19 protein-coding genes are annotated in these 22,637 nt (G+C 60.7%); 9 read left to right on the forward strand and 10 right to left on the reverse strand.

Annotation, left to right across the window (positions count from 1 at the left end; genetic code table 11):
- Nucleotides 1-50: 50 nt before the first annotated feature.
- The 8 genes from rseP to rpsB all read right to left on the reverse strand — a co-directional run bounded on the left by rseP (nt 51) and on the right by rpsB (nt 7,535).
- Nucleotides 51-1,403 (reverse strand): sigma E protease regulator RseP, encoded by a 1,353-nt coding sequence (gene rseP / locus BBG20_RS11235; protein ID WP_065903081.1) that lies wholly within the window; start codon nt 1,401-1,403, stop codon nt 51-53.
- A gap of 53 nt (nt 1,404-1,456) precedes the next feature.
- Complete coding sequence (ispC, locus tag BBG20_RS11240; RefSeq protein WP_065903082.1) at nt 1,457-2,647, reverse strand: 1-deoxy-D-xylulose-5-phosphate reductoisomerase; 1,191 nt, start codon at nt 2,645-2,647, stop codon at nt 1,457-1,459.
- Nucleotides 2,644-3,450, reverse strand: coding sequence for a phosphatidate cytidylyltransferase (locus tag BBG20_RS11245; protein WP_065903083.1), 807 nt, complete (start codon nt 3,448-3,450; stop codon nt 2,644-2,646). Before BBG20_RS11245 ends, ispC begins: the two co-directional genes overlap by 4 nt.
- Nucleotides 3,450-4,205, reverse strand: coding sequence for a polyprenyl diphosphate synthase (uppS, locus tag BBG20_RS11250; RefSeq protein WP_065903084.1), 756 nt, complete (start codon nt 4,203-4,205; stop codon nt 3,450-3,452). Before uppS ends, BBG20_RS11245 begins: the two co-directional genes overlap by 1 nt.
- 17 nt (nt 4,206-4,222) lie before the next feature.
- Nucleotides 4,223-4,780: a ribosome recycling factor gene (gene frr, locus BBG20_RS11255; RefSeq protein WP_016974404.1), complete on the reverse strand. Its 558-nt coding sequence runs from the start codon at nt 4,778-4,780 to the stop codon at nt 4,223-4,225.
- Nucleotides 4,777-5,520: a UMP kinase gene (gene pyrH / locus BBG20_RS11260; protein ID WP_003189161.1), complete on the reverse strand. Its 744-nt coding sequence runs from the start codon at nt 5,518-5,520 to the stop codon at nt 4,777-4,779. The genes frr and pyrH overlap by 4 nt, the downstream gene beginning before the upstream one ends.
- A 212-nt stretch (nt 5,521-5,732) precedes the next feature.
- Nucleotides 5,733-6,596 (reverse strand): translation elongation factor Ts, encoded by an 864-nt coding sequence (gene tsf, locus BBG20_RS11265; RefSeq protein WP_025855127.1) that lies wholly within the window; start codon nt 6,594-6,596, stop codon nt 5,733-5,735.
- A gap of 201 nt (nt 6,597-6,797) precedes the next feature.
- Nucleotides 6,798-7,535, reverse strand: a complete 738-nt coding sequence (rpsB, locus tag BBG20_RS11270) for a 30S ribosomal protein S2 (RefSeq protein ID WP_003189158.1) — start codon at nt 7,533-7,535, stop codon at nt 6,798-6,800.
- A gap of 387 nt (nt 7,536-7,922) precedes the next feature.
- Between rpsB and map the strand changes: the two genes are divergently transcribed.
- The 4 genes from map to BBG20_RS11290 all read left to right on the forward strand — a co-directional run bounded on the left by map (nt 7,923) and on the right by BBG20_RS11290 (nt 13,708).
- On the forward strand, nt 7,923-8,705 hold the full coding sequence (gene map, locus BBG20_RS11275) for a type I methionyl aminopeptidase (RefSeq protein ID WP_065903086.1): 783 nt from the start codon (nt 7,923-7,925) through the stop codon (nt 8,703-8,705).
- 66 nt (nt 8,706-8,771) lie between these two features.
- The gene (locus tag BBG20_RS11280; protein WP_065903088.1) at nt 8,772-11,474 is read left to right on the forward strand and encodes a [protein-PII] uridylyltransferase; all 2,703 of its coding nucleotides are present in this window, start codon (nt 8,772-8,774) and stop codon (nt 11,472-11,474) included.
- A gap of 143 nt (nt 11,475-11,617) precedes the next feature.
- Nucleotides 11,618-12,817, forward strand: a complete 1,200-nt coding sequence (gene dapC / locus BBG20_RS11285; RefSeq protein WP_065903090.1) for a succinyldiaminopimelate transaminase — start codon at nt 11,618-11,620, stop codon at nt 12,815-12,817.
- A gap of 126 nt (nt 12,818-12,943) precedes the next feature.
- Nucleotides 12,944-13,708 (forward strand): M12 family metallopeptidase, encoded by a 765-nt coding sequence (locus BBG20_RS11290; protein WP_141697271.1) that lies wholly within the window; start codon nt 12,944-12,946, stop codon nt 13,706-13,708.
- 44 nt (nt 13,709-13,752) lie between these two features.
- Here BBG20_RS11290 and BBG20_RS11295 read toward each other — a convergent pair whose 3' ends face one another.
- Nucleotides 13,753-15,396 (reverse strand): Na+/H+ antiporter, encoded by a 1,644-nt coding sequence (locus BBG20_RS11295; protein WP_065903095.1) that lies wholly within the window; start codon nt 15,394-15,396, stop codon nt 13,753-13,755.
- Nucleotides 15,397-15,663: 267 nt separating this feature from the next.
- Between BBG20_RS11295 and BBG20_RS11300 the strand changes: the two genes are divergently transcribed.
- From BBG20_RS11300 to BBG20_RS11315, 4 genes are all read left to right on the forward strand, one after another.
- A complete protein-coding gene (locus BBG20_RS11300; RefSeq protein WP_229999207.1) occupies nt 15,664-15,972 on the forward strand; it encodes an arsenate reductase in 309 nt (102 codons plus the stop codon).
- Between the two features lie 32 nt (nt 15,973-16,004).
- Nucleotides 16,005-17,039, forward strand: coding sequence for a 2,3,4,5-tetrahydropyridine-2,6-dicarboxylate N-succinyltransferase (gene dapD / locus BBG20_RS11305; protein ID WP_065903100.1), 1,035 nt, complete (start codon nt 16,005-16,007; stop codon nt 17,037-17,039).
- 69 nt (nt 17,040-17,108) lie between these two features.
- Nucleotides 17,109-18,314: an aminotransferase class V-fold PLP-dependent enzyme gene (locus BBG20_RS11310; RefSeq protein WP_065903102.1), complete on the forward strand. Its 1,206-nt coding sequence runs from the start codon at nt 17,109-17,111 to the stop codon at nt 18,312-18,314.
- On the forward strand, nt 18,311-18,724 hold the full coding sequence (locus BBG20_RS11315) for a SufE family protein (protein ID WP_065903105.1): 414 nt from the start codon (nt 18,311-18,313) through the stop codon (nt 18,722-18,724). The genes BBG20_RS11310 and BBG20_RS11315 overlap by 4 nt, the downstream gene beginning before the upstream one ends.
- Before the next feature lie 247 nt (nt 18,725-18,971).
- Here BBG20_RS11315 and tcdA read toward each other — a convergent pair whose 3' ends face one another.
- Nucleotides 18,972-19,787 carry a tRNA cyclic N6-threonylcarbamoyladenosine(37) synthase TcdA gene (tcdA, locus tag BBG20_RS11320; RefSeq protein WP_083221362.1) on the reverse strand — a complete coding sequence of 272 codons (816 nt, stop codon included), beginning with the start codon at nt 19,785-19,787 and terminating at the stop codon, nt 18,972-18,974.
- Nucleotides 19,788-19,998: 211 nt separating this feature from the next.
- Here tcdA and BBG20_RS11325 point away from each other — a divergent pair, with 211 nt between their 5' ends.
- Nucleotides 19,999-22,590, forward strand: coding sequence for a glycosyltransferase (locus BBG20_RS11325; protein WP_065903110.1), 2,592 nt, complete (start codon nt 19,999-20,001; stop codon nt 22,588-22,590).
- The last annotated feature ends 47 nt before the right edge of the window (nt 22,591-22,637 follow it).

The following is a 22,637-nucleotide window of genomic DNA, read 5'->3' on the forward strand; positions in this document are numbered from 1 at the left end:
CAATAAACAAACTGCCGCAAAATGCGGCAGATTCGCAATTCAGCGAAGCGTTACAGACGACCCAGATCGTTGACCAAGGCTAACAACATCACCCCGACCACCAAACTGATACCGATCTGTATCCCCCAACCCTGCACCCGATCCGACAAGGGACGACCACGCGCCCACTCGACCAGATAAAACAACAGATGCCCCCCATCCAATACTGGAATGGGCAGCAAATTCAGAACACCCAGGCTAATACTCAGATAAGCCAGGAAATTCAGGAAATCCGCGACACCCGACTGGGCAGAAGCGCCCGCCACTTTAGCAATGGTTATCGGTCCACTCAAGTTTTTTACCGAGAGCTCGCCGAACAACATTTTCTTGAGGGATTCGAGGGTCAGCACACTCATGGTCCAGGTGCGTCGAGCGCCCTCGCCAATTGCTGCCAACGGCCCGAAACTGACCTCGCGCACCATCGATGGCGGCCACTCTACACCCTTCACCCCGGCACCCAGGTAACCCCCGGCCGCCTTGGCTTCCCCGCGCACCGCCAGGGTGACAGGGATGTCGATTTGAGCACCGTCGCGCTCAACTTTCAGCACAATTTTGGTATCAGGCCGTACACGAACCAGGTCGACCACTTGCTGCCAGTCGCCCAATGCCTGACCATCAAGGGCCAACAGGCGATCACCGGTTTTCAACCCGGCGGCCTGGGCCGGGCCTTTCGGGTCCAGCTCGGCGAGCACCGGCGGCAGCGCCGGGCGCCACGGACGGATACCCAGGGATTTGATCGGATCAGGCTCGTCAGCCCCCTTCAGCCAATGGTCAAGGGCCAGCGTACGCGGGGTTTCGGTCGTGGAATCCTGCTCGCGCACCACCACATTGACGGTACCGCTCTCACCCAGGCGACGAACCAATTGCAAATTGACCGCGCCCCACCCCGTGGTGGGCTCGCCATCAATGGATACAATTTCTTGCCCTGCGACCAGGCCGGCCTTGGCCGCCATGCTATCGGCCTCGACCGCGCCGATGACCGGGCGCACCTGCTGGCTGCCGAGCATGGCCAGCACCCAGAAGAACACCATCGCCAGCAGGAAGTTGGCGATCGGTCCCGCGGCAACAATCGCAATACGCTGACGAACGGTCTTGCGGTTAAAGGACTGGTCCAGTTGATCAGCCGGCACTTCACCTTCGCGCTCATCGAGCATCTTGACGTAGCCACCCAAGGGGATGGCCGCAATCACAAACTCGGTGCCGCGACGGTCATGCCAGCGCAACAGCGGCATGCCGAAACCGACGGAAAAGCGCAATACCTTGACGCCGCAACGACGTGCCACCCAGAAGTGGCCGAATTCGTGGAAGGTAACCAGCACACCCAGAGCAACCAGGGTGCCGACAATCATGTAAAGCGCACTCATCTAATTTCTCCGCATTCCAATCCAGTGCCTGAAGGCTCAAACACGCCCTCAAACTAACGCGCGTTGCGGTCCAGCCATTGTTGAGCCAGGGCACGAGCCTTGGCATCAGCCTCGAACACCGCTCCCAGATCATTCACTGCCACGACAGGCTCGAGCGCCAGGACGTCCTCGATGATACTCGCGATCTGCGGAAAGCGGATGCGCCGTTCGAGAAACGCCGCCACGGCCACTTCATTGACAGCATTGAGCATCGCCGGTGCGCTGTTACCCGCTTGCGCCGCATGTCGTGCCAGGCGCAGGCAAGGAAAGCGTTGCTCGTCCGGCGCCTCGAAATCCAGCCGCGCAATTGCGAACAGGTCCAATGGCGCCACGCCGGAATCAATCCGCTCCGGCCAGGCCAGGGCGTTGGCGATGGGCGTGCGCATGTCGGGGTTACCCAACTGCGCCAACACCGAACCATCGACATAGTCGACCAGGGAATGAATCACACTTTGCGGGTGGATCACCACCTCGACTTGCTCGGGGCGCGCATCGAACAGCCAGCAGGCCTCGATCAACTCCAGCCCCTTGTTCATCATGCTTGCCGAATCCACGGAGATCTTGCGCCCCATCGACCAGTTCGGATGAGCGCAGGCCTGGTCCGGAGACACATGCTCCAGCTCAGCCAACGGAGTTTGACGGAAAGGACCACCAGAGGCCGTCAGCAGAATCCGACGCACGCCGACCTGGCTCAGGCCTCGGGCAAAGTCACCCGGCATGCACTGGAAGATAGCGTTGTGCTCACTGTCGAGGGGCAGCAACACCGCGCCGCTCTTGCGCACCGCCTGCATAAAGAGTGCACCGGACATCACCAGCGCTTCTTTATTGGCCAACAGGATCTTCTTGCCAGCATCGACCGCCGCCAGGGTTGGACGCAAGCCAGCTGCCCCGACGATGGCGGCGACAACGGTATCCACCTCGGCATCCGCCGACACCTGGCACAGCCCCTCCTCGCCCACCAACACCTGGGTCGCCAGCCCGGCAGCCCGCAAATCATCCTGCAGCCCGCGCGCCAACGCGGCCTCAGGCACGACCGCGAAACGCGGTGCATGGCGCACACACAGGGCGAGCAATTCGCTCAAACGGGAGAACCCGGTCAGCGCGAAGACCTGATAGCGATCCGGGTGTCGGGCGATCACGTCCAGGGTGCTCAGCCCTACTGAGCCCGTAGCGCCCAGCACGGTTACCTGTTGCAGGCGGCTCACGAGGCAGTCATCCACAGCAGTACGGCAAAAATCGGGATGGCCGCCGTCAGGCTGTCGATACGATCCAGCACGCCGCCGTGGCCCGGCAGCAGGTTGCTGCTGTCCTTGATCCCGGCCTGGCGCTTGAACATGCTTTCGGTCAGGTCACCGACCACCGAGATAAAGACGACGATGGCAGTGCCCAGCAGCGCCAGGAAGATCTCCTTCACCGACCAGTCACGCACCACACCCACCACCAGCGTGATCAGCAGGGTCAATGCCAGGCCGCCGTACACGCCCTCCCAGCTCTTGCCCGGGCTGACCGCCGGCGCCAGCTTGCGCTTGCCGAACGCACGACCCGAGAAGTAGGCGCCGATATCCGCGCCCCAGACAAGCACCATCACCGCCATGATCAGCCAGTTGCCCATCGGCGAATGCTTGATCAGTACCAGCCCTTGCCAGGCCGGTAGCAGGATCAACAGGCCAATGACCAGCTTGCAGGCCACACTGGACCAATGACTGCTGGTGCGCGGATAGGTCAGCACCAGGAACGTCGCCAGCGCCCACCACAAGACCGCCGCCCCCAGCACCCAGGGCGCGACGTCCGGCAGGATGTACATGAGAAACAGCAACAGCGCCACGATTGCGGCGTACACCACACGTGGCAACTGTGCACTGAAGCCCGCCAGACGCGCCCATTCCCAGGCGCCCAGGGTTACGACCAAGCCAATAAACAGCGCAAAGCCGGAACCATCGAGCAGGAAAAACCCACACAAGGCGATCGGCAACAGGATCAGTGCTGTGATGATTCGTTGTTTAAGCATTAAACCCGGGCTCCAGCTTCGATCTGCTCGCTCGTTTTACCGAAGCGACGCTGACGGGAAGCGAAATCGGCCAGCGCATTACGCATGGCATCGTGTTTGAAGTCCGGCCAGAACAGGTCGGAGAAGTACAGCTCGGTATAGGCCAGCTGCCACAGCAGGAAGTTGCTGATGCGGTGCTCGCCACCGGTGCGGATGCACAAGTCCGGCAACGGCAGGTCGCCGGTCACCAGGCAGGTCTGCAGCAGTTCGGGCGTGATGTCGTCCGGGCGCAGATGACCGGCTTGCACTTCGCGGGCCAGTCGCTGCGCGGCCTGGGCGATATCCCACTGGCCACCGTAGTTGGCTGCGATCTGCAGCACAAAACGGTTGACCCCGGCGGTAATGGCCTCGGCTTCGCGCATGGCGGCCTGCAGTTCCGGGTGGAAACGCGAGCGATCGCCAATGATGCGCAGGCTGATGTTGTTGTCGTTGAGGCGCTTGGCCTCGCGACGCAGGGCCTTGAAGAACAGGTCCATCAAGGCACTGACTTCTTCGGCCGGGCGCTGCCAGTTCTCGCTGGAGAAGGCAAACAGGGTCAAGACTTCGACCTTGGCCTCGGCACACACCTCAATCACAGCCCGTACCGCATCGACACCCGCTTTATGCCCGGCAACACCCGGCATAAAGCGTTTCTTCGCCCAGCGATTATTCCCATCCATGATGATCGCGACATGGCGCGGCACCACAGAGGGTACAGTCTGCTTGGTCTTTTCCATGAAGGCGTCCTGACCCCTTATACGGCCATCAGGTCCTTTTCTTTCTCTTCCGTGGCCTTGGTGATCTGGGCCTCGGCGTCCTTGGTCAGCTTGTCGATATCGGCGACGGCGCGACGCTCTTCGTCTTCGCTGATTTCCTTGTCCTTGACCAGCTTCTTCAGGTCACCCAGGGCATCACGACGGATGTTGCGCACGGCAACACGAGCATCTTCCGCGGCGCTGCGCGCCTGCTTGGTGAAGCCCTTGCGGGTTTCTTCGGTCAGGGCAGGCATGGAGATCAGCAGCAACTCGCCCAGGTTGGTCGGGTTGAGGTTCAGCCCAGCGCTCTGGATTGCCTTGTCGACGGCAGCGAGCATGTTGCGCTCGAACGCCACGACCTGCAGGGTGCGCGAGTCTTTCACAGTGACGTTGGCCACGCCGCTCAGCGGGGTGTCAGCGCCGTAGTAAGGCACCATCACGCTACCCAGGATGCTTGGGTGAGCCTTGCCGGTACGAATCTGGCCAAAAGCATGGCTCAGAGACTCCAGGGATTTCTGCATACGCGCTTGGGCGTCTTTCTTGATTTCGTTGATCATTGTTGGCCTTCCTCGATCAGAGTCCCTTCCGCGCCGCCGTGTACGATGTTCAGCAGGGCGCCGGGCTTGTTCATGTTAAATACGCGCAGCGGCATCTTGTGGTCGCGGCACAGGCAAATAGCCGTCAGGTCCATCACACCCAGCTTGCGATCCAGCACTTCATCGTAGGTCAGATGATCGAACTTCTCGGCATGCGGGTCTTTGAATGGGTCTGCGGTGTAGACGCCGTCCACCTTGGTGGCCTTGAGCACTACGTCGGCATCGATCTCGATGGCGCGCAGGCAGGCAGCCGAGTCCGTGGTGAAGAACGGGTTGCCAGTACCCGCAGCGAAGATCACCACTTCTTTGGAGTTCAGGTGGCGCATGGCTTTGCGGCGATCATAGTGATCGGTCACGCCAACCATGGAAATAGCCGACATCACGATAGCCGAGATATTGGCACGCTCCAGGGCGTCACGCATCGCCAGGGCGTTCATCACAGTGGCCAGCATGCCCATGTGGTCGCCGGTTACCCGATCCATGCCGGCCGCACTCAGTGCCGCGCCGCGGAACAGGTTGCCGCCGCCAATCACCAGGCCGACCTGCACGCCGATACCGACCAGTTGGCCGACTTCAAGCGCCATGCGATCGAGCACCTTCGGATCGATCCCGAACTCTTCCGAGCCCATCAGGGCCTCGCCGCTAAGCTTGAGTAGAATGCGTTTATAGCGAGCCTGATAACCACTGCCCTGCTGAGCCATTGCGAATCTCTCCTGCGGCGTATTTTTTAAAAAATTCTTGGCGAGCCGTTTACGGCTTGCGTTCACTCTAGCTGGACGCTGTCACAGCGCCATCGGAACACGGCTTTGTAAGCCAGTTCCGAGGGTAAGCCAAATAAAATCGGCCTGCCCATTTGAAAAGAGGCTGCGCGCGTGAGCGGGCAGCCTCTTTTGGGCGACAGTTGAAAACTGTCTTATTGCTTGGCGGCAGCCAGCTGGGCAGCAACTTCTTCAGCGAAGTTGTCGACCGGCTTCTCGATGCCTTCGCCTACTTTGAAGTAAGTGAAGGAAACGATTTCAGCACCGGCTTTCTTGGCCAGTTCGCCAACCTTGATTTCAGGGTTCTTGACGAACGCCTGCTCAACCAGGCTTGCTTCAGCCAGGAACTTGCTGATACGGCCCTTGACCATGTTCTCAACAATGTTTTCTGGCTTGCCTTTGATTTTTTCTTCGTTCAGCTGCAGGAACACAGCTTTTTCACGCTCGATCGCTTCGGCAGAAACTTCCGAAGGCAGCAGGAACTCAGGGTTGCTGGCAGCAACGTGCATAGCGATGTCTTTGGCCAGCTCAACGTCGCCGCCTTTCAGAACAACTGCTACACCGATTTTGTTGCCGTGCAGGTAACCACCGACAACATCACCTTCAACGCGAGCCAGGCGACGGATGTTGACGTTTTCGCCAACCTTGCCGACCAGTACCAGGCGAGCAGCTTCTTGAGCTTCGATCAGAGGCTCAACGGTCGTCAGCTTGTCAGCGAATGCTTTTTCAACGCTGGCAGCAACGAATGCCTTGAAGTCATCCTGCAGAGCCAGGAAGTCGGTCTGCGAGTTCACTTCCAGCAGGACTGCGGATTTACCGTCTTCCTTCAGGGCGATGGCGCCTTCAGCAGCAACGTTACCGGCCTTCTTGGCGGCCTTGATGGCGCCCGAAGCACGCATGTCGTCGATGGCTTTTTCGATGTCGCCGCCGGCCTTGGTCAAGGCCTTTTTGCAATCCATCATGCCTTCGCCGGTACGCTCACGCAGTTCTTTAACCAACGCTGCAGTAATCTCTGCCATTTCAAAATCCTCTTGGATAGGTTTTCAACCATTCCACCCGATCAAACGGGCGATCAATTCTTCCCGAATCTCCGTTGTAGGCCGCTGCACGTTACAGTCGCTAGGTTGCGCTGCCACAAGGGCGCCCACAAATGGTTTTCGAGGTGGCAAAAAGGGGGCCAAGCCCCCTTTTTGCTTACTGAGTCAACGCCAGGGCGTCAATTACTCAGCGGCTGCTACCGGAGCTTCTTCAACGAACTGCTCGGTACCGCCAGCAACGTGGTTGCGACCACGGATTACAGCATCAGCCATCGAACCCATGTACAGCTGGATAGCGCGGATTGCGTCATCGTTGCCTGGGATGATGTAGTCAACGCCTTCCGGGCTGCTGTTGGTATCGACTACGCCGATAACCGGGATGCCCAGCTTGTTGGCTTCGGTGATCGCGATGCGCTCGTGATCAACGTCGATAACGAACAGTGCGTCAGGCAGACCGCCCATGTCCTTGATACCACCCAGGGAACGATCGAGCTTTTCCAGATCACGGGAGCGCATCAGCGCTTCTTTCTTGGTCAGCTTGGCGAAAGTACCGTCTTCGGCTTGCACTTCAAGGTCACGCAGACGCTTGATGGAAGCACGGATGGTTTTGAAGTTGGTCAGCATGCCGCCCAACCAGCGGTGATCGACGTACGGCGAACCGCAACGTGCTGCTTCTTCAGCAACGATCTTGCCAGCGGAACGCTTGGTGCCGACGAACAGAATCTTGTTTTTGCCCTGGGCCAGGCGCTCTACGAAAGTCAGAGCTTCGTTGAACATTGGCAGGGTTTTTTCAAGGTTGATAATGTGGATCTTGTTACGCGCGCCGAAAATGTACTTACCCATTTTCGGGTTCCAGTAACGGGTCTGGTGACCGAAGTGCACACCGGCCTTCAGCATATCGCGCATGTTGACTTGGGACATGATAGTTCCTTAATAAGTCGGGTTTGGCCTCCACGTATCCCAATGACCAACCAGCGGCAGCAAGGCCTCCGGCACCCAGGTCATCGTGTCGACACGTGTGTGGATTTAAGCTTTGCGGGGTATCCCCGGAAAGCGGCGCATTTTATACCACACGAAGGGCGAAAACGAAACCCGCAATCACATTTGCCGTGCGCGGCATTGGCGTAACCCTTTGAATAGAGCGAATTTAGCCCCATCTGATAGAGAGAAGCGATCATCAGAGGGTCATGATTTGACGCCATCGTCTGTTAGAATCGCGTTTTTTGGGGCTTGTGCGAGTTCTGCAACCTTTTGTCGCACACCCGTAAACCGTATTGATTTCAGCGCGTCGCGCTAGAGAGAGCCTGTATGACCGTTAGTTTGAAATCCGCCGAAGACATCGCCGGCATGCGCATCGCCGGCAAACTGGCTGCCGACGTGCTGGAAATGATTGCCGAGCACGTCAAGCCAGGCGTCACCACCGAAACGCTCAACCAGATCTGCCACGACTATATAGTCGACGTGCAAAAGGCCATCCCTGCGCCGCTGAACTACAAGGGCTTCCCCAAGTCGATCTGCACCTCGGTCAACCACGTGGTCTGCCACGGGATCCCGGGTGACAAGCCACTGAAGGAAGGCGACACCCTGAACATCGACGTCACCGTGATCAAGGATGGCTACTTCGGCGACACCAGCCGCATGTTCCACGTCGGCACCGTGCCGGTCTGGGCCGAGCGCCTGTCCCAAGTCACCCAGGAATGCATGTACAAGGCCATCGAAATCGTCAAGCCTGGCTGCCGCCTGGGCGACATCGGTGAAGTGATCCAGAAGCATGCTGAAAAGAACGGCTTCTCGGTGGTGCGCGAATTCTGCGGGCACGGCATCGGCACAGTGTTCCACGAGGAGCCGCAGATCCTGCACTACGGCCGTGCCGGCACCGGCATGGAACTCAAGGCCGGCATGACCTTCACCATCGAGCCGATGATCAACCAGGGCAAGGCCGACACCAAGGTGCTGGGCGACGGCTGGACCGCCATCACCAAGGACCGCAAGCTCTCGGCCCAGTGGGAACACACCCTGCTAGTCACCGAGACCGGCTACGAGATCTTCACCCTGCGCGCCGACGACACGATCCCTCGCGTTTCGGCGTAAGGCAGCAGCCTTGGTTTTCCCCCATTGTGTTGTGACTGACTGTTAGATAGAAAGGAAAGCCGATCGATGCCCCAGGTGGATCCCGAACTCTTCGACCGTGGCCAGTTCCAGGCCGAACTGGCCCTGAAGGCGAGCCCTATCGCCGCTTTCAAGAAAGCTATCCGCCAGGCCCGCGAGGTGCTCGACGAGCGCTTTCGCAGCGGCCGGGACATCCGTCGGCTGATCGAGGACCGCGCCTGGTTCGTCGATAACATCCTGCAAAAGGCCTGGGAACAGTTCAGCTGGAGCGAAGACGCCGACATCGCCCTGGTGGCGGTCGGCGGCTACGGTCGCGGCGAGTTGCACCCCTACTCCGACATCGACCTGCTGATCCTGCTGGACAGCGCCGATCATGAGATCTTTCGCGATTCCATCGAGCGATTTCTGACGCTGCTGTGGGACATCGGCCTGGAAGTCGGCCAGAGCGTGCGTTCGGTGGACGAGTGCGCCGAAGAGGCCCGCGCCGACCTGACGGTGATCACCAACCTGATGGAAAGCCGCACCATCGCCGGCCCCGAGCGCCTGCGCCAGCGCATGCTCGAAGTCACCAGTACCGCAAACATGTGGCCGAGCAAGGACTTCTTCCTGGCCAAGCGTGCCGAGCAGAAGGCCCGCCACCACAAGTACAACGACACCGAATACAACCTGGAACCCAACGTCAAAGGCTCGCCGGGCGGGCTGCGGGATATCCAGACGATTTTGTGGGTTGCCCGTCGCCAGTACGGCACCCTGAACCTGCGCGCCCTCGCGGGCGAAGGGTTCCTGGTCGAGAGCGAAAACGCCCTGTTGGCTTCGTCCCAGGAGTTTCTCTGGAAAGTGCGCTACGCCCTGCACATGCTCGCCGGGCGCGCCGAAGACCGCCTGCTGTTCGACCACCAGCGCTCCATCGCGACCCTGCTGGGGTTCGAAGGCGAGGACGCCAAGACCAGCATCGAAAGCTTCATGCAGCAGTATTACCGGGTGGTCATGAGCATTGCCCAGCTCAGCGACCTGATCATCCAGCACTTCGAAGAAGTGATCCTGGCCCCTGAAGACGAAGCGCCGCCGCAGCCGATCAACTCGCGCTTCCAATTGCATGACGGCTATATCGAGGCGCGCAACGACAACGTGTTCCGCCGCACCCCGTTCGCCATGCTGGAAATCTTTGTGCTGATGGCCCAACAGCCGGAAATCAAAGGTGTGCGCGCCGACACCATTCGCCTGCTGCGAGAAAACCGTCACCTGATCGACGACGATTTTCGCCACGACATTCGCAACACCAGCCTGTTCATCGAGCTGTTCAAGTGCAAGATCGGCATCCACCGCAACCTGCGTCGGATGAACCGCTACGGCATTCTCGGGCGCTATCTGCCGGAATTCGGCTTTATCGTCGGGCAGATGCAGCACGACCTGTTCCACATCTATACGGTGGACGCCCACACCCTCAACCTGATCAAGCACCTGCGTAAATTGCAGTACACCCAGGTGTCAGAGAAATTCCCGCTGGCCAGTAAGCTAATGGCCAAGCTGCCCAAGCCGGAGCTGATCTACCTGGCCGGCCTGTACCACGACATCGGCAAAGGCCGGCACGGCGACCACTCGGAAATCGGTGCAGTGGATGCCGAGGCCTTCTGCCAGCGCCACCAGTTGCCGCTGTGGGACAGCCGCCTGATCGTCTGGCTGGTGCAGAACCACCTGGTGATGTCGACCACCGCCCAGCGCAAGGACTTGTCCGACCCGCAGGTGATCCATGATTTCGCGCAGATCGTCGGCGATGAAACCCGCCTCGATTACCTGTACGTGCTGACCGTCTCCGACATCAACGCCACCAACCCGACGCTGTGGAACTCCTGGCGCGCCAGCCTGTTGCGCCAGCTGTACACCGAGACCAAGCGCGCCCTGCGTCGCGGCCTGGAAAACCCGGTGGACCGCGAGGAGCAGATCCGCCGTACGCAAAGCGCAGCCCTGGATATCCTGGTGCGCGGCGGCAATGACCCGGACGACGTCGAACAGCTGTGGTCGCAGCTGGGAGACGATTATTTCCTGCGCCACACCGCCGGCGATGTTGCCTGGCACACTGACGCGATCCTGCAGCAGCCTGCCGATGGCGGCCCGCTGGTGCTGATCAAGGAAACCACCCAGCGCGAATTCGAAGGCGGCACGCAGATTTTCATCTACGCCCCCGACCAGCACGATTTCTTCGCCGTGACCGTGGCGGCGATGGACCAGCTCAACCTGAACATCCATGACGCCCGGGTCATCACCTCCAGCAGCCAGTTCACCCTCGACACCTATATCGTGCTCGACACCGACGGCGACTCGATCGGCGACAACCCGGTGCGCGTGAAAAAGATCCGCGAAGGCCTGACCGAAGCGCTGCGCAACCCGGATGACTACCCGACCATCATCCAGCGCCGCGTACCGCGCCAGCTCAAGCACTTTGCGTTCGCGCCCCAGGTCACCATTTCCAACGACGCCCAGCGCCCGGTGACGGTGCTGGAACTCAGCGCCCCGGACCGGCCAGGCCTGCTGGCGCGTATCGGCGGGATTTTCCTGGAGTTCGACCTGTCATTGCAGAACGCCAAGATTGCGACCCTCGGCGAGCGCGTGGAAGACGTGTTCTTTATTACCGATGCCGATAACCAGCCGCTGTCCGACCCTGAGCTGTGCCGCCGCTTGCAGGAGGCCATCGTCCAGCAGTTGAGCGTGACCCAGGAGCCCGGCGTCGAGCTGTCGCGCCTGACCATTTGATTATTTAACGTTGTAAACACGATCCCTGTGGGAGCTGGCTTGCCTGCGATACGGGCCGCTCGGTGTATCAGCTACACCGACGCGATGCCATCGCAGGCACGCCAGCTCCCACAGGGTCCGTGCCCACCGTGATTGAGGCCCTTATGAACAACGCCCTGAACCAGCTGCAGCCCTACCCGTTCGAGAAATTGCGCGCCCTGCTCGGCAGTGTCACGCCGAACCCGGACAAACGCCCGATCGCGCTGTCCATCGGCGAACCCAAACACACGTCGCCGGCATTCGTCGCCGAAGCGCTGAGCAACAACCTCGACCAAATGGCGGTCTACCCCACTACCCTGGGCATCCCGGCCCTGCGCGAGGCCATCGGCGCCTGGTGCGAACGCCGCTTCAATGTGCCCAAGGGCTGGCTCGATCCGGCGCGTAACATCCTGCCGGTCAATGGCACCCGTGAGGCCTTGTTCGCTTTCACCCAGACCGTGGTCAACCGCGGCGACGACGCGCTGGTCGTCAGCCCGAACCCGTTCTACCAGATCTACGAAGGCGCCGCGTTCCTGGCCGGGGCCAAGCCGCACTACCTGCCGTGCCTGGACGAGAATGGCTTCAACCCGGATTTCGATGCGGTCTCGCCCGATATCTGGAAACGCTGCCAGATCCTCTTCCTGTGCTCCCCAGGCAACCCGACCGGCGCCCTGATCCCGGTCGACACACTGAAAAAACTGATCGCCCTGGCCGACGAATACGACTTCGTGATCGCCGCCGACGAGTGCTACAGCGAGCTGTACTTCGACGAACAGACCCCGCCGCCAGGCCTGCTCAGTGCCTGCGTGGCGCTGGGTCGCAAGGACTTCAAGCGTTGCGTGGTGTTCCACAGCCTGTCCAAGCGCTCCAACCTGCCAGGCCTGCGCTCGGGCTTCGTGGCCGGCGATGCCGACATCCTCAAGGGTTTCCTGCTGTACCGCACTTACCACGGCTGCGCGATGCCCGTGCAAACCCAACTGGCGAGCATCGCCGCCTGGCAGGACGAAGCCCACGTGCAGGCCAACCGCGACCTGTATCGCGAGAAGTTCGACGCCGTGCTGGCAATCCTCAAGCCGGTGCTGGACGTACAGGCCCCGGACGGCGGGTTCTACCTGTGGCCGAATGTGAATGGCGACGATGCCGCCTTCTGCCGCGACCTGTTCGTGGAAGAACACGTGACCGTGGTGCCGGGTTCGTACCTGTCGCGGGAAGTCGACGGTTTCAACCCCGGCGCCGGGCGTGTGCGCCTGGCACTGGTCGCGCCATTGGCAGAGTGTGTGGAGGCGGCTGAGCGGATTCGCGACTTTATCCAGCGTCGCCGCTAACTCCTGGAGCCGCCCCTACACACTGGGGCGGCCTCTGCAGATGCAATCTGCAACCGATCACATGGGAACTGCGCTCCATAAAGAATCCACCAAGGCCTACCTGACATCAGCTAAGCGGTGGACCTCATGACACTCAACATACTCCCCTCGCCTGCTTACACACACTCCGCGCACGCGCCTCTCGCCGCCCCAGTCGAAAGTCCACCCCTCCCATTGACCCGGAACAAACGTGGTGTAGCAAGCCCGAATAAAACATGGCCTCAGCATTCAGTCCTGAACATCTCATTATTGAACATGACGCAAGAACAAAAGAACTTAACAAAACAGAACATTAATAAATGGGCGCCTCACACCAATCTTTATTTCAAGTTCATTGATACGCCCAACGGGGACATACGAATTACTGCCAACAATGACACCAGCGCAGCGTGGTCAAATGTTGGCACCGACGCAAGAAATACACCCCCCGTCGAACCCACCATGAGCATTGGCTTTGCGAATTCGCCAGTTGCTGTTGGAGTCAAGATTCAGCATGAGTTCGGCCACGCCCTGGGGTTGAGGCACGAACATAAGCATCCCGACCGAACGTTGGAGTTGAACAAAGAGAATATTTACAAAGACTACGAGTCGAGAAACAAGACCAGACGCCAAGCCAACCATGACATCGTTCATACATTCCAGCGTGAAGAAGTCAAAACCTCTGGCTATGACAGAAATTCCATCATGCACTACAGGTTTTCCGCCTCGACACTAAAAGATGGAAACCCCCTCGTCGGCAACACACAGCTGTCTGAAGGAGATAAGCATTTTATGCAGTCGCTTTATCCATTGAACAATTCACTGCTGGGCAAACTTCTTAACACGGCCATGAGGGTGATAATCAGGGCTTGAGTATCCTTGCGCTTCTTTATTCAAGCCCAGGTCCATCACAACGTTCATTTAACCTGACCCAGGTTCGCCTCGCTCATATCCAGATCCGCCAACACCTCGCGCAATACGTCATCACCAATCTGGTGATGACGGCTCAGGCTGTACAGCTCCAACCGCTGCGCACGCAGGGCCTTGAGGCGCAGTTTGCGTTCAAGCTGATCCATCTGCTGCGCCAGCGCCTGGGCTTCTGCCGAGTCGTTGAACACTTCGAGTTGATGACGATATTCCGACATCAGCCGCGCCTTCAGCTCGGTCGCCAGTGCGGCCTGGGCGGCGTCCGGGGTGCCGCTTTCGGCGGGTTCCTCTGTCTCCAGGGCATGAATTGCGGCCACCGCAGTCTTTTTCCAGGCCTCGCGTACCTCGTTGTGGCGCTTTTCATCCGGGCTTTTTTCGATGCCGCGCAACAGCAGCGGCAAGGCGATACAGGCGGCAATCAGCGACAGCAGGATCACGCCGGCCGCGATGAAGATCAGCAGGTCGCGCTCGGGAAAATCCTGGCCCGGCGCCAGCAACAATGGCACCGACATGACGCCGGCCAGGGTCACCGCACCGCGCACACCGCCGACGGTCAACAGCCAGCAGGAGCGTGCAGTGGGCACCAGGGTCAACTCACTTTTCCCACGCAGACGGCGGAGCAAGCCTGACAGGCGCCAGATGCTTTGCACCCAGATAAAGCGCAACACCACCAGCACCAGGAAAATCGCGATCACGTCCAGGCAGCGATACAACAAGGTCGGCCACAGCGTCGGCTCATGGCTGACCACAGCCTTGATGATGTCCGGCAATTGCAGGCCCAACAGCAGGAAGATCAAGCCATTGAAGGCAAACTCCAGCAGCGACCAGACGCTGCGGTTGAGCAGGCGCGTGCTGGTCTGGCGCGGCAGCAGGTCGAGCCAGCTTTGCATCATGCCCGCGGCGACCGCCGACAGGATGCCCGAGGCGCCAAGGCGTTCAGCCAACACATAGGCGGCAAACGGCAGCAGCAACATGAACACTACGTGGGTCGCCGGGTCGTCCCAGCCCCGCGCGATCATCCAGGCGCGCAGGCGGCCGACCAGCCAGCTCAGCGCCACCCCGACTGCCAGCCCCCCCACCGCGACCAACACAAAGGTCAGGCTGGCATCGGCCAACGAGAACACGCCGGTCAACGCCGCTGCCAGGGCAAACTTAAAGGTCACCAGGCCCGAGGCATCATTCATCAACGCCTCGCCCTGGAGCATATGCATCAGGGGGGTCGGCAAACGGTTCTGGGCAATCGCCGACACCGCCACGGCATCCGTCGGCGACAGCACGGCGGCCAGGGCGAAGGCCACCGGCAAAGGAATCGTCGGCAATAGCCAATGGATGAAGTAGCCGGCACCGACCACAGTGAACAGCACCAGCCCCACGGCCAGCGTCAGGATCGGCCCGCGCAGGCGCCACAACTCGCGCTTGGGCATGCGCCAGCCATCGGAGAACAGCAGCGGCGGCAGGAACAGAAACAGGAACAGCTCCGGGTCCAGCGCCACATGCAACCCCAGCGTAGGCCATGCCAGCAAGGCGCCGGCGGCAATCTGTACGAGGGGCAACGGCAAGGGAATGATGCGCCCGACCAGGCGCGAAACGCTGACCAGCATCAGCAGGATAAGAACGGTGTAGGCGGTTTGCATAACGCGGGTTTCCCGGACAATCGACTTGCAACGACACCTATCAGGCAACAACTGGCCGTTGAAGTGCCATATTACCGGGCTATGTTACTCGCCTATGCTGCGCGCTGGCCTTTGCACAAAAGTCGCACGGTGCTGACGAGAGGCACCCAAACCCGCTGGCCGTGGCATAATCCGTGACCTTTCAGTTTCATTTGTCCAAAGGGGGGCAATTCCTTGACCGTTTCAAGCAAAACGTTGCACCTTTTCGGCATCAAAGCCTGCGACACCATGAAAAAGGCGCGCACGTGGCTCGATGAGCACGGCGTCAGTTATGAGTTCCACGACTACAAAACGGCCGGTATCGACCGCGAACACTTGACCCAATGGTGCAACGAGCACGGTTGGCAGGTGGTTTTGAACCGTGCGGGCACCACCTTTCGCAAACTCGAAGACGAACGCAAAGCCGATCTCGATCAGTCGAAAGCTATTGAACTGATGCTCGCACAACCCTCGATGATCAAGCGCCCGGTGCTTGATCTCGGTGACAGAACCCTGATTGGCTTCAAGCCAGATAGTTATTCGGCGGCCCTCAAGTAGGCCAGCCCTTCCATTTTTGTAGAGGTAACAGCATGTCCAATTCCCTGTTCAGCCTGGGCTTCGGCGTCGGCACTCAGAACCGCCAAGGTGCTTGGCTGGAAGTGTTTTACGCACAACCCTTGCTCAACCCATCGGCTGAAATCGTTGCCGCCATCGCGCCAATCCTCGGCTACAGCGAAGGCAACCAGGCGATCACCTTCACCGTGACCCAAGCCCTGCAACTGGCTGACGCGCTGAAAAGCGTCGACACTGCCCAGGCCGCACTGCTGAGCCGCCTGGCAGAAAGCCACAACCCGCTGGTTGCCACCCTGCTGGCCGAAGACGCCGCACTGACCTCCACGCCTGAGGCCTACCTCAAGCTGCACCTGCTCTCGCATCGCCTGGTCAAGCCGCATGGCCTGAGCCTGGCCGGTGTGTTCCCGCAGCTGCCAAACGTAGCGTGGACCAGCCAGGGCGCCATCGACATCAACGAACTGGCCGAACGCCAACTGGAAGCGCGCCTGCGTGGCGAGCTGCTGGAAGTGTTCTCGGTGGACAAGTTCCCGAAAATGACCGACTACGTGGTACCAGCCGGCGTGCGTATCGCTGACGCCGCGCGTATCCGCCTGGGCGCCTACGTGGGCGAAGGCACCACGGTGATGCACGAAGGTTTCGTCAACTTCAACGCCGGCACCGAAGGCCCGGGCATGATCGAAGGCCGTGTTTCGGCGGGCGTGTTCGTCGGCAAGGGCTCGGACCTGGGCGGCGGTTGCTCCACCATGGGCACCCTGTCGGGCGGCGGCAACATTGTGATCAAGGTCGGCGAAGGCTGCCTGATCGGCGCCAACGCCGGTATCGGCATCCCGTTGGGTAACCGCAACACCGTGGAATCGGGCCTGTACGTCACCGCCGGGACCAAGGTCGCGCTGCTTGATGAGCAGAACCAACTGGTCAAGGTGGTCAAGGCTCGCGAGCTGGCCGGCCAGCCGGACCTGCTGTTCCGCCGCAACTCCGAGACCGGTGCCGTGGAGTGCAAAACCCACAAATCGGCCATCGAACTGAACGAAGCGCTGCACGCTCACAACTAAGCAGCCACTCGATGCCACTAGCGGGCCGCGCCTTCGGGTTGCGGCTCGCTTATACGAGTCTTGATCACCATGCTTGTGCCCTCCCCCTGGCGCGCCGATTTTCCGGCCATCGCCACCCTGCAACGGCAAGACCAGACCTACCTGGACAACGCCGCCACCACACAAAAGCCCCAAGCCCTGTTGGATGCCATCAGCCATTACTACGCCAATGGCGCAGCCAATGTGCACCGTGCCCAGCATTTGCCGGGTGCCCATGCGACCCAGGCCTTCGAGGACAGTCGCAGCAAGGTTGCGCAGTGGTTGAACGCAGGTGACAGCGGGCAAATCGTGTTTACCCATGGCGCTACCTCAGCGCTGAACCTCTTGGCGTATGGCCTCGAGCACTTATTCAATGCGGGCGATGAGCTGGTCATCAGCGCCCTGGAACATCACGCCAACCTGCTGCCCTGGCAGCAACTGGCCAAACGTCGCGCGCTCACGCTGGTGGTGTTGCCGCTGGGCGCTGACGGCGTGATCGACCTGCATGCCGCTGCCGAGTTGATCGGCCCACGTACACGCCTGCTGGCGGTGAGCCAGCTGTCCAACGTGCTCGGTACCTGGCAGCCGCTGGAGCCCTTGCTGGCCCTGGCCAAGGCCCATGGCGCGCTGACGGTGGTCGATGGCGCGCAAGGCATCGTCCACGGTCGCCACGATGTGCAGACCCTGGGCTGCGACTTTTATGTATTTTCCAGCCACAAACTCTACGGCCCGGACGGCGTCGGTGTGCTGTTTGGCCGCAATGAAGCCCTGCATCACCTGCGCCACTGGCAGTTCGGCGGCGAGATGGTGCAGCAGGCCGATTATCACAGCGCCAGCTTTCGTCCCGCGCCGCTGGGCTTCGAGGCCGGAACGCCGCCGATTGCCAGTGTGATCGGCATGGGTGCCAGCCTGGATTACCTGAGCTCACTGGACGAGCAGGCAGTGACCGCCCATGAAGCGGCACTGCATGACTACCTGCTGCGCGGGCTGCAGGCACGCAATGGCGTGCGTGTGCTGGGTGCGCCGCAGGTGGCGCTGGTGAGTTTCGTGGTCGAGGGCGTGCACAACGCCGACCTTGCGCACCTGCTGACTGAGCAAGGCATTGCCGTTCGCGCCGGCCATCATTGCGCGATGCCGCTGCTCAAGGCACTGCATTTGTCCGGGGCCATTCGTGTGTCCCTGGCGCTGTACAACGACTCCGATGACCTGGAACGCTTCTTTGAAGCGCTCGACCAGGCGCTGGACATGTTGCGATGAGCCTGCCGTTGGATGCGGTGGCCGCGCTGGAAGCCTTCCAGGCGATCGGCAGTTGGGAGCAGCGCGCGCGGATGCTGATGCAATGGGGCGACCGCCTGCCGCCATTGGCGGATGAGGACAAGGTCGACGCCAACCTGGTGCAGGGCTGTGAAAGCCTGGTGTGGTTGGTGGGACGTTTTGAGGACGACCACTGGCAGTTTGCTGCCAGCAGCGATGCGCGGATGATTCGGGGGTTGGTGGCGTTGCTGCTGGCACGGGTCAATGGCTTGTCGGCCAGTGAGTTGCAAGCCGTTGACCTGCCAGACTGGTTCGCTCAACTGGGGCTTTCCCGGCAGCTGTCGCCGTCGCGCAGCAATGGCCTGAATGCCGTCTTGCAACGCATGCGCGAGTTAAGCAGTACACAAAACTAAACGTGGGCTGGCTTGCCTGCGAAAGCAGTGTGTCAGGCACCTGATGCATCAACTGACACACTGCCTTCGCGGGCAAGCCAGCTCCCACAGGAATTGAGGTGTGGCTCAGGCAACCGGGCAGATGGAGATCAAATGTGGGAGCTGGCTTGCCGGCGATGCAGGCACCTCGGTCTATCAGTCAGACCGCGGTGAGGCTACCGCACGCAAGCCAGCCCCCACCTTATAAGCGCGTATTGAGCAGTGAGATTCACTCAGGCTTGACTCGCTCCGACGGCCTGCGCACGCCGGCCACGATCTTGTCCACGGCCTTGGTCGCCGCCACCATGCCAAACGTGGCCGTGACCATCATCACCGCGCCAAACCCACCCGCGCAGTCCAGCTTCACCCCGTCCCCGACAAAACTCTTCTGCAAACAGATGCTGCCGTCCGGCTTGGGATAGCGCAGCTGCTCGGTGGAAAACACGCACGGCACGCTGTAATGGCGGGTCACGGTGCGGGAAAAGCCGTAATCGCGGCGCAAGGTGGAACGCACTTTCGAGGCCAGCGGGTCGTTGAAGGTACGGTTCAGGTCACAGACCTGGATCAGCGTCGGGTCGATCTGCCCGCCCGCGCCGCCGGTGGTGATGATCTGGATCTTGCGGCGCTTGCACCAGGCGATCAGCGCGGCCTTGGCGTTGACGGCGTCGATGCAGTCGATCACGCAATCGATGGTCGGCGTGATGTATTCGGCCATGGTGTCGCGGGTCACGAAGTCGGCCACCGCGTGCACCGTGCAATCCGGGTTGATGCCGCGCAGGCGCTCGGCCATCACTTCGACCTTGGGCTTGCCCACGGTGATGTCCAGGGCGTGCAACTGGCGGTTGCTGTTGCTGACGCAAACATCGTCCAGGTCAAACAGCGAAATCTCGCCCACCCCGCAGCGGGCCATGGCTTCAGCCGCCCAGGAGCCCACGCCGCCAACGCCGACGATTGCCACATGGGCCGCTTTCAAGCGTTCCAGGCCTTCAATGCCATACAAGCGGGCGACGCCTGCAAACCGCGGATCTTCTGTACTCATGACCATTACCCCAAAAACCGGCGCGCATTATGGGCTACGCAGCGGCAAGTTTTAAGCTACAAGTTACAAGTAAAGAACTTAGGTGGTCTTTCGCTGACTAACGTCCGGCTTTTCTCTGTCTGCTATACGCTCAGGGAAGCGCCGGTGTAGGATGCGCGCCGTTCGGCGTAGGCCGACACCTCTTTTCGTTCCACACCCTTTGGAACCCGAAATAGCCATGTCATCGCGTAAATTTGGACTCAACCTGGTGGTGGTGCTGGCAATTGCCGCGCTGTTCACCGGCTTCTGGGCGCTGATCAACCGCCCGGTCACCACCCCTAACTGGCCCGAGCAGATCTCCGGTTTTTCCTACTCGCCGTTCCAGCAAGGCCAGTACCCGCAGAAAGACCAGTACCCGACCGACGACCAGATGCGCCAGGATCTGGCGATCATGAGCAAGCTGACGGACAACATCCGTACCTACTCGGTCGACGGTACGCTGGGGGATATCCCCAAGCTCGCCGAAGAGTTCGGCCTGCGCGTGACGCTGGGGATCTGGATCAGCCCGGACCTGGAGCGCAACGAGCGTGAAATCCAGCGCGCCATCGAGATCGCCAACAGCTCGCGCAGCGTTGTGCGGGTAGTCGTCGGTAACGAAGCGTTGTTCCGTGAAGAAATCACCCCCGAAGCGCTGATCGTGCTGCTGGACCGCGTGCGCGCTGCCGTGAAAGTGCCGGTGACCACCTCCGAGCAATGGCACATCTGGGAACATAACCCGCAACTGGCCAAGCACGTCGACTTGATCGCCGCGCACATCCTGCCGTACTGGGAACATATTCCGGTCGACCAGGCGGGCCAGTTCGTACTCGACCGTGCCAGGGACCTGAAGAAGACCTTCCCGAAAAAGCCGCTGCTGCTGTCGGAGGTTGGCTGGCCGAGCAACGGGCGCATGCGCGGTGGTGCTGACGCCTCGCCGGCGGACCAGGCAATTTACCTGCGCAAGCTGGTCAATACGCTGAACCGCCAGGGCTACAACTACTTCGTGATCGAGGCCTTCGACCAGCCGTGGAAAGCCAGCGACGAAGGTTCGGTGGGCGCCTACTGGGGCGTGTACAACGCCGCACGCCAGCAGAAATTCAACTTCGAAGGCCCGGTGGTCGCCATCCCGCAGTGGCGCGTGCTGGCCATCGGTTCGGTGGTGCTTGCGCTGCTGTCCCTGACCCTGCTGATGATCGACGGCTCGGCCTTGCGCCAGCGTGGCCGCACCTTCCTGACCTTTATCGCGTTCCTGTGCGGGTCGGTGCTGGTGTGGATCGGCTACGACTACAGCCAGCAATACAGCACCTGGTTCAGCCTGACGGTCGGATTCCTGTTGGCGCTCGGTGCGCTGGGCGTATTCATCGTGTTGCTGACCGAAGCCCACGAATTGGCCGAAGCGGTCTGGACTCACAAGCGCCGGCGTGAATTCCTGCCGGTTGAAGGGGATTCGGACTACCGCCCGAAAGTGTCGATCCACGTGCCGTGCTACAACGAGCCGCCAGAGATGGTCAAACAGACCCTCGACGCCCTGGCCGCCCTCGATTACCCGGACTACGAAGTCCTGATCATCGACAACAACACCAAGGACCCGGCGGTGTGGGAGCCGGTGCGTGACTACTGCGCAACCCTGGGCCCGCGCTTCAAGTTCTTCCACGTCGCGCCCCTGGCCGGTTTCAAGGGCGGCGCGCTGAACTACCTGATCCCGCACACCGCCAAGGATGCCGAAGTGATCGCGGTGATCGACTCGGACTACTGCGTGTCGCCGAACTGGCTCAAGCACATGGTGCCGCACTTCGCCGACCCGAAAATCGCGGTCGTGCAATCGCCGCAGGACTACCGCGACCAGAACGAAAGCACCTTCAAGAAGCTCTGCTACGCCGAATACAAAGGCTTCTTCCATATCGGCATGGTCACCCGCAACGACCGTGACGCGATCATCCAGCACGGCACCATGACCATGACCCGCCGCTCGGTGCTCGAAGAGCTCGGCTGGGCCGACTGGTGCATCTGTGAAGATGCCGAACTCGGTCTGCGGGTGTTCGAGAAAGGCCTGTCGGCGGCGTACTACCACGACAGCTACGGCAAGGGCCTGATGCCGGATACCTTTATCGACTTCAAGAAACAGCGTTTCCGCTGGGCCTACGGTGCGATTCAGATCATCAAGCGGCACACCGCCAGCCTGTTGCGCGGCAAGGACACCGAGCTGACCCGTGGCCAGCGCTATCACTTCCTCGCGGGCTGGTTGCCGTGGGTGGCGGATGGCATGAACATCTTCTTCACCGTCGGCGCGCTGTTGTGGTCGGCGGCGATGATCATCGTGCCAACCCGGGTCGACCCGCCGCTGCTGATTTTCGCGATCCCGCCGTTGGCGCTGTTCGTGTTCAAGGTCGGCAAGATCATCTTCCTCTACCGCCGTGCGGTGGGCGTGAACTTGAAAGATGCGTTCTGCGCGGCACTCGCCGGGCTGGCGTTGTCCCATACCATCGCCAAAGCGGTGCTGTACGGCTTCTTCACCACCAGCATTCCGTTCTTTCGTACACCGAAAAACGCGGATAACCACGGCTTCTGGGTAGCGATTTCCGAAGCCCGCGAAGAAATGTTCATCATGCTGCTGTTGTGGGGCGCGGCGCTGGGGATCTACCTGGTGCAGGGCCTGCCGAGCAATGACATGCGCTTCTGGGTGGTCATGCTGCTGGTGCAGTCGCTGCCCTATGTAGCGGCGTTGATCATGGCGTTCCTCTCGTCGCTGCCCAAACCGGCACCGACGGTTGAGCCGGCAACGGCGGAGTAAAAACTCGCGCAATGCACTAAACGGCGGCCTCTGGCCGCCGTTTTGCT

Origin of the sequence: Pseudomonas aylmerensis, from assembly GCF_001702265.1 — a bacterium.
Lineage (GTDB): Bacteria > Pseudomonadota > Gammaproteobacteria > Pseudomonadales > Pseudomonadaceae > Aquipseudomonas > Aquipseudomonas aylmerensis.